Annotated in this window: 9 protein-coding genes; 6 read left to right on the top strand and 3 right to left on the bottom strand. The window is 75.0% G+C overall.

Annotated features, from left to right (window positions below; all coding sequences use genetic code 11):
* Positions 1–40: 40 nt before the first annotated feature.
* Both SNR22_RS17290 and SNR22_RS17295 read left to right on the top strand, forming a co-directional pair.
* On the top strand, positions 41–1,789 hold the full coding sequence (locus SNR22_RS17290) for a substrate-binding domain-containing protein (protein WP_320067687.1): 1,749 nt from the start codon (positions 41–43) through the stop codon (positions 1,787–1,789).
* Positions 1,790–2,000: 211 nt separating this feature from the next.
* A complete protein-coding gene (locus SNR22_RS17295; protein WP_413775652.1) occupies positions 2,001–3,485 on the top strand; it encodes a sugar transferase in 1,485 nt (494 codons plus the stop codon).
* Positions 3,486–3,521: 36 nt separating this feature from the next.
* Here SNR22_RS17295 and SNR22_RS17300 read toward each other — a convergent pair whose 3' ends face one another.
* The gene (locus SNR22_RS17300; RefSeq protein WP_320067613.1) at positions 3,522–4,652 is read right to left on the bottom strand and encodes a PP2C family protein-serine/threonine phosphatase; all 1,131 of its coding nucleotides are present in this window, start codon (positions 4,650–4,652) and stop codon (positions 3,522–3,524) included.
* Positions 4,653–4,752: 100 nt separating this feature from the next.
* On the opposite strand from SNR22_RS17300, the gene SNR22_RS17305 reads away from it, so the two are divergent.
* The gene (locus SNR22_RS17305; RefSeq protein WP_320067614.1) at positions 4,753–5,391 is read left to right on the top strand and encodes a MarR family winged helix-turn-helix transcriptional regulator; all 639 of its coding nucleotides are present in this window, start codon (positions 4,753–4,755) and stop codon (positions 5,389–5,391) included.
* Between the two features lie 90 nt (positions 5,392–5,481).
* On the opposite strand, the gene SNR22_RS17310 is transcribed toward SNR22_RS17305, so the two are convergent.
* Complete coding sequence (locus SNR22_RS17310; RefSeq protein ID WP_320067615.1) at positions 5,482–7,173, bottom strand: PP2C family protein-serine/threonine phosphatase; 1,692 nt, start codon at positions 7,171–7,173, stop codon at positions 5,482–5,484.
* Positions 7,174–7,303: 130 nt separating this feature from the next.
* Positions 7,304–8,542: an ROK family transcriptional regulator gene (locus tag SNR22_RS17315; RefSeq protein ID WP_320067616.1), complete on the bottom strand. Its 1,239-nt coding sequence runs from the start codon at positions 8,540–8,542 to the stop codon at positions 7,304–7,306.
* Between the two features lie 67 nt (positions 8,543–8,609).
* Between SNR22_RS17315 and xylA the strand changes: the two genes are divergently transcribed.
* Genes xylA through SNR22_RS17330 form a run of 3 tightly spaced genes read left to right on the top strand, consistent with a single transcriptional unit; the run spans position 8,610 to position 12,440 of the window.
* The gene (xylA, locus tag SNR22_RS17320; protein ID WP_320067617.1) at positions 8,610–9,797 is read left to right on the top strand and encodes a xylose isomerase; all 1,188 of its coding nucleotides are present in this window, start codon (positions 8,610–8,612) and stop codon (positions 9,795–9,797) included.
* A 10-nt stretch (positions 9,798–9,807) separates the two neighbouring features.
* Complete coding sequence (gene xylB, locus SNR22_RS17325; RefSeq protein ID WP_320067618.1) at positions 9,808–11,298, top strand: xylulokinase; 1,491 nt, start codon at positions 9,808–9,810, stop codon at positions 11,296–11,298.
* Positions 11,299–11,339: 41 nt separating this feature from the next.
* Positions 11,340–12,440, top strand: a complete 1,101-nt coding sequence (locus tag SNR22_RS17330) for a DUF5925 domain-containing protein (RefSeq protein WP_320067619.1) — start codon at positions 11,340–11,342, stop codon at positions 12,438–12,440.
* The last annotated feature ends 22 nt before the right edge of the window (positions 12,441–12,462 follow it).

Consider the following 12,462-nt stretch of genomic DNA (forward strand, 5'->3'; position numbering starts at 1 on the left):
ACGGCCATGGCATTGCCACGATCGGATACGCAAGATGGGCATCGTGTCAGGCCGCCATCGCATGCGCATAAATCTTCATGGAACGGGTGCCGTCGCCTCGGCGACCGCGCTCGTCGTCGTTGTCGCGGGCGGCTGGTTCGGCTACCGCCAACTGGCGCAGCCGGCATGCTCGGGGCAGGTTCAGCTGACGGTCGGGGCGTCACCCGAGCTCGCGCCCGCCGTCGGGGCCGCAGCCGCCCAGTGGATGGCCGACGGGGCGGCGGTCGGCGGCACCTGCGTCGCGGTTGACGTCTCGGCCGCCGAGCCGGTGGACGTCGCGGCCACCGCGGCCGCCGAACACGGCGTGCAGCTCCCCGGCGTGGGCCGGGCCGAGGGTGGCGCGGCCAACCCGGACGTGTGGGTGCCGGACTCCTCGACCTGGCTGCTGCGGATCAAGAACGCCGGAGCTTCCGCGTTCACCCCGGGTAACGGCGCGTCCATCGCCCGCAGCCCGGTATTGGTGGCGGTGCCCGAACCGGTGGCCTCCTCCCGGCTCGGCTGGCCGAACAAGACGCTGACCTGGCCCGAACTGTTGCTGCAGGTGAGCGGCAGCAAGCCGCTGCGGGCCGGGATCGTGGACCCGAGCCAGGACGCGGTCGGCTTCTCCACGGCGCTGTCGCTGACCGCGACGGACGAGGCCTCCGGCAACGCCGCGCCGACGGCCAACCCCGGCATGTTGCGGGCGCTGGCCACCGGCAGGTCCGCGCTGCGCGATGACCTGCTCGCCCGGTTCCCGGGCTCCTCGGATCCGACGGCGATCGTCGGCGGCCTGGACGCCGCCGTGCTGTCGGAGGAGGACGTGATGGCGTACAACGAGCGGAAGCCACCGATCCCGTTGGCGGCGGTCTACCTCGACCCGCCGCCGATGCCACTGGACTACCCCTATGCGGTGCTTCCGGGCGCCACGCCGGCGAAGCAGGCCGCGGCCAAGGCCCTGTTCGAGGTGCTCACCGGGCCCGGCTTCCGCGACCGACTGGCCGAGCGGTCGCTACGCGCGCCGGACGGCAGCTGGGGCGACGGCTTCAAGACGCCGCAGGGTGCCCCGGGCGCCACCAAGCCCGGGCGGGGCGGCGACGGGGCCAACGGACCGGCCCCGACCGCGCTGGAGCGCGCCACCTCCAGCTGGTCGATCGCCACCCAGTCGGTCCGGGTGCTCTGCCTGATCGACGTCTCCGGCTCCATGAAGCGGCTGGCGCCCACCGGCGACGGCATCACCCGGGGACAGGCCACGCTGGCGGCGGCCCGCCGGGGCCTGGACCTGTTCAACGACTCCTCGCCGGTCGGGCTCTGGACCTTCTCCACCCGCCTGGTGGGCAACCAGGACCATCGTGAGCTGGCGCCGATCAACCCACTGTCGGTCAACCGCGCCCGGATCGAGCAGGAGCTGACCACGATCCGGCCCGGCAAGGGCGGCCTCGGCCTGTACGACACGATGCTCGCCGCCTACCGGGAGGCCCAGAACGGCTGGTCGCCGGGTCGGCTCAACGCGGTGGTGGTGTTCACCGCCGGCGGGAACGACGACGACGACGGCATCTCCCAGCAGAAGCTGCTCACCGAGCTGAAGCGGATCGTCGATTTCGAGCGGCCCGTCCCGGTCGTCATCATCGGCGTCGGCCGGGACGTCAGCCTGGCCGATCTGGAGCCGATCACCAAGGTCACGGGCGGCGGCAGCTTCGTCACCGAGGACCCGACCAGGAGCGGTGACCTCTTCCTGAAGGCGATCGTGCTCCGCCCGAGCACCGCTCGCTGATCCATCGACCAGTGCAGACTGGACTGTCGGTGAACGCGGTGCGGCGAAACGTCTTCCGCTGGGTTCGCCCCTCGGGAAGACTGACGGGAACCCGTCCCAAACAATCGGTGGCGATGGCTTTGAGGCAGGATGTCGGCGTGCTCTGGTGCCGCCGGTCCCGTGGGGGACCCCGGCAGCCCGGGGCCGTTCTCAGCAGAATGGGGGATGGCCGGTGACATCGTCGACGCTGTTGACCCCCACCAGGACGCCACGCCGTCCTGGTACGGACCGGGCCGGGCTGGTGGCCCGAGCGGACCAGCGGGCGTATATACGCCTGCTGGTGGTGCTGGACACCGCCGTGCTGGCCCTCGCGGTGCTCGTCGGCTATCTCGCCCGCTTCGGCGACGAGGAGCCGGTGGGTTCGAAGATTCCCTACGTGGTGGTCGCCCCGGCGCTCGTGCTCACCTGGTTGCTCTCGCTCAAGGTGCTGCGCTGCTACGACGACCGGGTGCTCGGCTACGGCGCGGACGAGTACCGCCGGGTTAGCGCGGCCAGCCTGCGGCTCGCCGGCGGCACCGCGATCGCCGGCTACATCGCCGACGTCGGCGTCTCCCGGGGGTTCCTGGCCATCTCGTTCGCGGCCGGCATGCTGGGCCTGGAGATGGCCCGGTTCGCCGCCCGCAAGCGGCTGCACCGGGCCCGGTCCCGGGGCCGGGGATGGTCCCGCAAGGTGCTGGTGGTCGGCGACACCGCGCACGTGCTGGAGCTGGTTCACCAACTGCGCCGGGAGCCGTACGCCGGCTACCACGTGGTGGGCGCGTGCATCCCGGACGCCCTGCTGGCGCCGGTGCCGCAGCGGCTCGGTGACGTCCCGGTGGTGGGCTCGTTCCGGGGCATCCCGGAGGCGGCCACCGCGATCGGCGCGGACACCGTGGCGGTCACCGCCTCCGGCGAGCTGACCGCGAGCCGGCTGCGGCGACTCGGCTGGCAACTGGAGGGGACCGGGGTGGACCTGGTCCTCGCGCCCGCGCTGACCGACGTGGCCGGCCCCCGCATCCACACCCGGCCGGTCGCCGGCCTGCCCCTCATCCACGTCGAGGCCCCCGAGTTCCGGGGAGCCCGCAAGCTGGTCAAGGGCTTCGTCGATCGGGCCGCCGCCTCGGTGGCGCTGGGGTTCCTGCTGCCGCTGCTGGCGGTGATCGCGCTGGCCATCAAGCTCGACAGCCGGGGGCCGGTGCTGTTCCGGCAGATCCGGGTCGGCCAGGGCGGCGAGGAGTTCGGGGTGTTCAAGTTCCGCACCATGGTGCTCAACGCCGACGCCCTGCTCGCCGAGCTGGCCGCCCGCAACGAGACCAACGGCCTGATGTTCAAGATGCGCGACGACCCTCGGGTCACCCGGGTCGGCCGGGTGCTGCGCAAGTGGTCGCTCGACGAGCTGCCCCAGCTGGCGAACGTGCTGCTCGGCCAGATGAGCCTGGTCGGCCCGCGCCCGCCGCTGCCCTCCGAGGTGGCCCGCTACGACGGCGACGTGGCCCGGCGGCTGCTGGTCAAGCCCGGCATGACCGGCCTCTGGCAGGTCAGCGGCCGGTCCGACCTGAGCTGGGAGGACGGCATCCGGCTCGACCTCTACTACGTGGAGAACTGGTCGTTGGCCGCCGACCTGGCCATCATGTGGAAGACGTTCGGCGCGGTGGTGCGCAGCCGGGGCGCCTACTGACCGCCTCCCGGCGCAGCCGTCGGGCTGGGACCTCCGTCACTGCTGAGGGCCCATCCAGTCGAGGCAGACGACCACCGCGTCGTCGATCAGGTCGCCGGCGACGAACGCCCGTAGGTCGCCCAACAGGGACCGGACCGCGTCCAACGGCTCCAGCGGGCCGGTCCGGCGCAGGAACCGGTCCAGCGCCGTCTCGCCGTACCGGACGTCCCGCCCGGTCGCGTCGAGGACGCCGTCGCTGAGGACGAAGAGCCGGTCCCCGCGGTGCAACGTGAAGTGCTGCTCCCGGTAGTCGGTGCCGTCGAACATGCCCAGCGGGAACTGCGCCTCCAGCGGCTGCTCGACCACCTCGCCGTCGCGCAGCAGCACCAGCCGGGGCGAGCCGGCGTCGACCACCGTCATCGCCCCGCCGGCCAGGTCCAGCTCCAGCAGCAGCACCGAGACGTGCTGCTCGCCCCGGTGCAGGGCGTACAACGCCTGGTCGGCCAGCGCGGCCTGATCGGCCAGGCCGATCCCGCTCCGTCGGGCGTTGCGCAGGGCGTGGGTGGCCAGCGCGGTCAGTGCGGACGCGGTGACGCCCTCACCCATCCCGTTGATCGTGGACAACCACAGCCGGCTGCCGTCGTCGGACCAGTCGAAGCTGTCGCCACGCACCGCGTACGCCGGTTCGAGCTGCCCGGCCAGGCTGAACGAGGGGCGGATCCGGCTCCGTCCGGGCAGCAGCTCCCACTGCATCTCGGCGGCCAGGGTGAGTCGACGGCTGCGGCGGGCGATCCGGTACACGTCGGTGCCGTCGTTCACCGCGACCAGCTCGTGACCCAGGGCGGTGGCGAGGCCGAGCAGTTCGTCGAGGACGGCCCGGTCGTCGGAGACCGGTGCCAGCCGGAGCACCCCACGCCGCTCCCCCCGCATGCTGACCGGAACGTAGCCGACCCGGCCGGCGAGAACCGGCTCCTGGTGGTCGAAGCACCGCCAGGCCGGGTGCCCGGCACCGGTCAGCGCCTCGCCTTCGGTGAGCGGCAGGAGCCCCGAGAGCCGGTAGTCGACCTGGAACAGTTCGACGTCGGTGATCCCGTACGACCGTTCCAATTCCGCGGCGAGTCGGTCGACCAGCAGGTCGGCGGGGGCCTCGGTCAGCGTCCGCCGGGCCCGGTCCTCCGCACCGATCATTGTCACTCCATCTGTTCGGAGGGGCCGACGACCAGGGACGCCGGGTAGTCTCGGGCCCACCATGGCCGAAGAACACGGTCCACGCGGACCAGACGCGAGTATGGTCGCAGCCCTCGACGCGGCGGCCGGCACCCTGCTCACGGTCTTCGAGGCGGCGCGCGAGCGGACCACCAGCCGGCTCTCCGGTGCGCAACTGCGCGCGGTGATGGCGGTGGAGCAGCACGACGGGATCAACCTGCGTCGGCTGGCCACGCTGCTCGACATGTTGCTCTCGTCGGCCTCCCGGCTCTGCGACCGGCTGGTGGCCGCAGGAATGCTGGAGCGCGAGCCGGGCCGGTCCGATCGGCGGGTGATCTCCCTGCACCTCACCCCGGAGGCCGAACGACTCCTCACCGAACTGCGCGCCGACCGCCGGCAGCGGCTCGGGGAGGTCCTGGCCGCCATGACCCCCGAGGGGCGGCGGGCGCTGCTCGCCGGCATCGAGGAGTTCGACGAGGTAGCCCGACGTCGGCACCCGCCGGAGCCACCGGCGGCCGAATCGTCCGTCGAGGCCCCGTCAGGTGTCAGGGCGACGCCGACCGGGCCGGGTGCCCGGCCGACGGCGACGCCTCCGGTCGGCTGGTCGGGCGGGAACCGCCCCGGCGGCGGCGTGCCGCACGGCCGGCCGACCGACGCGGACGCTGGGGCGGGCGGATGGCCAGCCGCCGCCCCGGGCGACGGCTGGCCGCGTACGGCCTGACCGGGCGACGACTGGTCAGGCCCCGGACGGCCGGCCCCGGGCCTGCGGTGGCCCGACCCAGGGCCGGCCGCGGTCACCGGGCGTTCGTGGTCACCGGGCGTCCGCGGCGACGGCCAGCATCGCGATGTCGTCGTGGCCCTGCCCGTCGAGCCACTCGTCGACGAACTGGAGCACCCGGTCGATCAGGGCGGCGGGGGGTAGCCCGGCCCCCGACGCCACGGCCTGCCGTAGCCGGTCGTCGCCGAACACCTCCGTCCCGCCCGCCCCGCCCTGGGCCCCGGTCACTCCGTTGGTGTAGGCGAGCAACAGTTCGCCGGGGGCGAGGTGGACCTCCGCCTCGGCGAACCGGGGCGCGGTGAGCGCGCCGATGGGCATGCCGCCGACCTGGACGGCGTCGACGCCGCCGTCCGTCCGGACGACCAGCGGCGCCGGGTGGCCACCGCCGGCGACCCGGGCCCGGACCCCGCCGTCGGGGTGGGGCGTCAGCGTGCCGAGCAGCAGGGTGGTCAACTGGCTGCGGCGGGCGCTCTCCGGCGCGTCGAACAGGGCCCGGTTGAGCAGCCCGATCAGCTCCAGCGGTCGCTGCTCGACCAGGCGCAGCGTCTGTAGGCACTGGCGGACCCGGCCGGTGAGCACCGCCGCCCCGACGCCCCTGCCGCAGACGTCGCCGAGGGCGAACAGGGCGCCGCCGGCGGTCGGGAAGACCTCGTAGAAGTCGCCGCCGATGCGCAGGCTGTCCCCGGCGGCCCGGTAGCCGCCGGCCAGGGCGACGCCTGTCACGGCGGGCAGGTCGGGCGGGAGGAGGCTGTTCTGCAGCACCCGGGCCAGGTGGGCCTGCTCGCCGTAGAGGTCGGCGGTGGCCAGGGCGGCACCGACCCGGGCGGCGAACTCCCGGGCCAGGTCGATGTCCCGCTGGTCGAAGTCGGCGCGTTCGGCCCACCGGATCAGCACCAATGCGCACGCTGGGCCCCCCGCACCCGGGATCGGGCTCGCCAGCACGGTCCCGGGCCGGTGCTGGCCCGCCGGCAGCACCTCGGCGAGAGCCGGGAGAGCCGCGAGTTCGGCGAGCTCGGCGTTCGGCCAGGGGCCGGGCTCCGGGACGTCGCCGCCGAGCGCCTCGGCGAGGCCGGGGACCGCAGCGGGCAGTTCCCGGGAGGCGACCCCGGCCGTCGGGGCAGGATCGCCCTCGGCGTACCAGATGCAGTGTGGGGCGTGCTCGGCCGGGAGCGGCGGGTGGTGGACGACCAGCGCGGCATCGGCCAGGTACGGCACCGGCAGGGTGGCCGCGGCGCGCAGCGTCTGGTCGCGGTGCAGGCAGAGCCCGAGTCGGCTGCCGGCCCGGGCCAGGAACGCGGTGCGCGACCGCTCGGCGAGTAGGGCGTCGGTGCGGGCCTGCTCCTCGGTCACGTCCCGCACGTACCAGGCGTACCGGTCGCCGCGCAGCCGCCGGCGGACGCCGTGCAGCCGCCGGCCGTGGTGCTCGGCGTCGAAACTGTCGGCTCCGGCGCTGGTGGCCCGGGCCAGCGCGGGCACCGGGCAGCCGGCCAGTTCGGTGCCGGGGGTCAGCTCCGGCAGCAGCTTGCCGGCCATCGCGTTGACCAGGGTCACCACGTTGGCGTGGTCGGTGGTGACGACGGCCTCGGCGAGCCCGTCCAGCAGCTCGCGGGCCAGTCGGGAGTCGGCCGGCAGTGGGCTGTCGGGGGGCTGCGGGGTCAGTGGGCGCAATACCTGTGCGCCGCCGCCGGCCGGACCGGCGACCCCACCCCGTCGGGTTGTCGTCACCGCCGGACGCCGGGCGCACCGGTCTGTCGACCTGTGTGCATGCTGGTAGTGCGCTCCTCCGCCTCGGGAACCCATTGCCTCCGGACAAGCGTACCGAGGCGGACCGGCGACCGCCCATCGAGGAGGGCGGTCAGTCGGCGCGGTTCAGCCACCCCACCGGGGCGGCGACGATCCGTCGGACGACGGAGCCGGCCGCGCCGACCACGGCCGCCTCCGGGCCGAGGGCCGACGGGCGCACGGTCACCGGTGACCAGGCGGCGGTGAGCACCCGCCGGGAGACCTCGGCCAGCACCGGCGGTTGCAGCCAGGGAGTGAGCAGGGCGTACCCGCCCCCGAGGACCACGGTGTCCAGGTCCAGCAGGTTCACCACGCCGGCCACCGCGACCCCGAGCGCCGCACCGGCCTCGGCCAGGGCCGCCAGGGTGGCAGGGTGACCGGCGGCGGCGAGGTCTGCCAGCCGGGCCGCGGCGGTGTCCGCGGGCAGGTCCGCCCGGTCCAGCCCGGCGGCGGCGAGGATGGCCTCCTGGCCGGCGTACCGTTCGAGGCAGCCCCGGCCACCGCAGCCGCAGGGCCGCCCCTGAAGCTGAACGGGGAGGTGGCCGATCTCGCCGCTGAAGCCGCGCACGCCTCGGAAGAGGGCGCCGTCCAGGACGATCCCGGCGCCGATGCCGACCTCGCCGGAGACGTGCAGGAAGCTCGTCGGCCCGTTCGGGTCGGCGTGCAGCTCGCCCAGCGCGGCCAGGTTGGCCTCGTTCTCCACCACCAGCGGCGGGATGCCGGGAACCGGCTCGGCCAGCGGCGGGTGGGCGGCCAGCAGCGCGGGGACGGGCACGTCCCGCCAGCCGAGGTTCGGGGCCAGCCGGACCAGCCCGGCGGCGTCGACCAGCCCGGGCACCGCGAGGGCGGCACCGGCCAGGGTGAGCCCCTGCCGTTCGGCGTCGGCCCGGGCGTCGTCGGCCAGCCGCACGAGCCGGGCGAGCGCGTCGGCGGGGGAGACCGGGCGCAGGTCGGCCCGGCGCACGGTGTGGTGCCGGACCCGGCCGGCCAGGTCGGTCACGCAGGCGGCCAGGTAGTCAACGTTGATCTCCAGGCCCAGCCCGGCCGGGCCGTCGCCGGCCAGCACCAGCCCTCGGGCGGGGCGCCCGGCCCCGGTGCGGGGGGCCGGCTCCGACTCGCCGACCAGCCGGCCGGCGATGAGGTCGTCGACGACGGCCGAGACGGTGGCCCGGGTCAGGCCGGTCGCGGCGGCGATGTCGGCCCGCGACGGGGGGCGGGGCGCGGCGGCGATCCGGCCGAGCACCACGGCGAGGTTCAGCTCGCGCAGGCTGCCCTGGCGGACCGCCGCGGACGCGGCGGCGGGGCGGTTCACCCCTTGACACTGCCACACGTCCGCCAAATAATTCAATCACTGAACAAATAGCTGACGGAGGTCTGCCATGGCGCCCCGCCCCACCCCCGGCGACAAGTTCTCCTTCGGCCTCTGGACGGTGGGCTGGCAGGCCCGCGACCCGTTCGGCGACGCCACCCGACCCGAGCTGGACGCCGTCGAGGCCGTGCACCGGCTCGCCGAGCTGGGCGCGTACGGCATCACCCTGCACGACGACGACCTGATCCCCTTCGGCGCGGACGCCGCCACCCGCGACGCCCGCATCGCCCGGTTCCGCGCGGCGCTCGACGAGACCGGCCTGATCGTCCCCATGGTCACCACCAACCTCTTCACCCACCCGGTGTTCAAGGACGGCGGCTTCACCAGCAACGACCGCGACGTGCGGCGGTACGCGCTGCGCAAGGTGCTGCGCAACATCGACCTCGCCGCCGAGCTGGGCGCGCGCACCTTCGTCATGTGGGGTGGCCGGGAGGGCGCCGAGTACGACCTGGCCAAGGACGTGCGCGCCGCGCTGGAGCGCTACCGCGAGGCCGTCGACCTGCTCTGCCAGTACGTCGTCGACCGCGGCTACGACCTGCGCTTCGCCCTGGAGCCGAAGCCGAACGAGCCGCGCGGCGACATCCTGCTGCCCACCGTCGGGCACGCGCTGGCGTTCATCTCCACCCTGTCCCGCCCGGAGCTGGTCGGCCTCAACCCCGAGGTCGGCCACGAGCAGATGGCCGGCCTCAACTTCGTCCACGGCATCGCCCAGGCGCTCTGGCAGGGCAAGCTGTTCCACATCGACCTCAACGGCCAGCGCGGCATCAAGTACGACCAGGACCTGGTCTTCGGCCACGGCGACCTGCTCAACGCGTTCGCCCTGGTGGACCTGCTCGAACACGGCGGCCCCGACGGCGGCCCGGCGTACGACGGCCCCCGCCACTTCGACTACAAGCCCTCCCGCACCGAGGACTTCACCGGGGTGTGGGCCTCGGCCGAGGCGAACATGAGCACCTACCTGCTGCTCAAGGAGCGGGCCGTGGCGTTCCGGGCCGACCCGGAGGTGGCCGAGGCCCTCACCGCGAGCCGGGTCGCCGACCTGTCCACCCCCACCCTCGGCCCCGGCGAGAGCCACGCCGACCTGCTGGCCGACCGCTCCGCGTTCGAGGAGTACGACGTCGACGCCGCCGCCGCGCGGGGCTTCGGCTTCGTCCGGCTCAACCAGCTCGCCGTCGAGCACCTGCTCGGCGCCCGCTGAGGCCGCCGCCATGCCGCTGGTCGCCGGGTTCGACTCGTCCACCCAGTCGTGCAAGCTGGTGATCCGCGACGCGGAGACCGGCGCGCTGGTCCGCTCCGGCCGCGCCCGGCACCCCGATGGCACCGAGGTCGACCCGGCGGCCTGGTGGCGGGCCCTGGAGGCGGCCGTCGGGGCGGCCGGCGGGCTGGCCGACGTGGCCGCGATCTCGGTCGCCGGCCAGCAGCACGGCATGGTCTGCCTCGACGAGGCGGGCCGGGTGGTGCGCCCGGCCCTGCTGTGGAACGACACCCGCTCCGCCGGGGCCGCCGCCGAGCTGATCGAGGAGGCCGGCGGCGGCGCGGCCGGCCGGCGGTTCTGGGCCGACGCGGTCGGCTCGGTCCCGGTGGCCAGCTTCACCGTCACCAAGCTGCGCTGGCTGGCCCGGCACGAACCGACCGACGCCGAGCGGGTGGCCGCCGTCTGCCTGCCGCACGACTGGCTGACCTGGCGGCTGGCCGGCGCACCGGGACTGGGCGCCCTGCGCACCGACCGCAGCGACGCCAGTGGCACCGGCTACTGGTCCCCGGCCACCGGCCGGTACCGCCTCGACCTGCTGGAGCGCGCCTTCGGCCGCCGGTTGGCGGTCCCGGTCGTGCTCGGCCCGACGGAGGCCGCCGGGGTCGTGGACCCGGCCGCGCTCGCCGGCCCGTCGCCCACGTCCGACCCGTCGTCTGTCGCCGGCGGGGTGCCGCTCGGCCCCGGTGCCGGTGACAACGCCGCCGCCGCGCTCGGCGTCGGCGCCCGCCCCGGCGACGTGGTCGTCTCCATCGGCACCTCCGGCACCGTGTTCAGCGTCGCCGACACCCCGGCCGCCGACCCCGGCGGCGCGGTCGCCGGGTTCGCCGACGCCACCGGCCGGTACCTGCCGTTGGTCTGCACGCTCAACGCGGCCCGGGTGCTCGACGCCGCCGCCGGCCTGCTCCGGGTGGGCCTCGACGAACTGTCCGACCTGGCGCTCTCCGCGCCGCCCGGCGCGGACGGGCTGGTCACCGTCCCCTACCTGGAGGGCGAACGGACCCCGGACCGGCCGGCCGCCACCGGTGCGGTGCACGGGCTCACCCTGCGCACCTCGACCCCCGCCCACCTGGCCCGGGCGGCCGTCGAGGGGATGCTCTGCGCCCTTGCCGATGGCCTCGACGCGCTGGTCGCCCAGGGCGCCCGCGTCGACCGGGTGATCCTGATCGGCGGCGGAGCCCGGTCGGCGGCGGTGCGTCGGATCGCGCCGCAGGTCTTCGGCCGGCCGGTCGTCGTCCCGCCGCCGGGGGAGTACGTCGCCGACGGCGCCGCCCGCCAGGCCGCCTGGCTGGCCCTGGGCGGGGCCACCCCGCCCGAGTGGTCTCCGGCCGGAGCCGAGGAGTTCGCCGCCGCCGCCGTCCCCGCCGTCCGCGAGCGCTACGCCGCCGCCCGCGACCGGGTGCTCGACCGCGTCGATTCGGCGCAGAGGCCGATACGCCCGGTGTAAAGGGCTGTACGCGGGCCGTCCCGGGTGGCGATGATCGACCGATGCGTTCCATCCCCGCCGGTGACGGCCCACCCGACCTGCCCTCGGTCCTGCAGTACGACGACGCGGACACCCCGTGCGACGTGATCGACGCGCTGGCCCTGGTGCACTTCGTCACCGGCCGGCATCCCTGGTCACACACCGTGCGGCTGTCCCGGGTCCGTCCCGATGCGACACTCACCCCGCCCGACGGAGAGCTGCTGCGCATCGCCACCGAGCACCGGCAGCGGTCCCGGTTGCTCGGCGGCGACGGCTGGACCGCGCGGGTGGTCACCTGGAAGGGGCGGGGCGCCGAGGTGACCGTCACCGCCGTCAGCGACGAGGTGGGTCGGGCGGCCCTCGACCGGATCGTGGAGGGGGCGGCCGAACCGGAGGACCCGGACACCGGACGGATCGGTTTCTGGCACCACAACCCGCGCCGGGGCGCCCAGCGGGACCTGCGGTCCATCGCCGCCCCCGAGTGGCCGCAGATCCGCGGCAACTACACGGCGTCCGCGCGGGTGGCCCTGGACGCGTTGATGGCGGTCACCCCGGAGACCATCACCGGTCGGCTGGTGCTGCTGCACGGTGCGCCCGGCACCGGGAAGACCACCGCCCTGCGGGCGCTGAGCCGGCAGTGGCGGCCGTGGTGCCAGGTCGACAGCGTGCTCGACCCCGAGCTGCTCTTCGCCGACACGTCGTACCTCTCCGAGGTCGCCGTCGGTGAGGAGGAGGACGGGGAGAGCGGCACCGGCCGGCGGTGGCGGCTGCTCATCCTGGAGGACTGCGACGAGCTGATCCGCAGCGAGGCGAAGCAGGCCACCGGGCAGGCGCTGTCCCGGCTGCTCAACCTCACCGACGGGCTGCTCGGACAGGGGCGCGACGTGCTCATCGCGATCACCACGAACGAGGACCTGTCCCGGCTGCATCCGGCGGTGGTCCGTCCCGGCCGCTGCCTGGCCCGGGTCGAGGTGGGCCCGCTGTCCTACCCGGATGCCACCGACTGGCTCGGCACCGCCGCCGGGGCGCCATCCGCCGGGGCCACCCTGGCCGAGCTGTACGCGCTGCGCGCCGGCGCTCCGACCATCCCCTCCGTCCCCGCCGAGATCGGCGGCTACCTCTGACCGGCCGGGGTGGGCGGGCCCG

It is taken from the genome of Micromonospora sp. RTGN7 (assembly GCF_033804645.1).
GTDB lineage: Bacteria > Actinomycetota > Actinomycetes > Mycobacteriales > Micromonosporaceae > Micromonospora.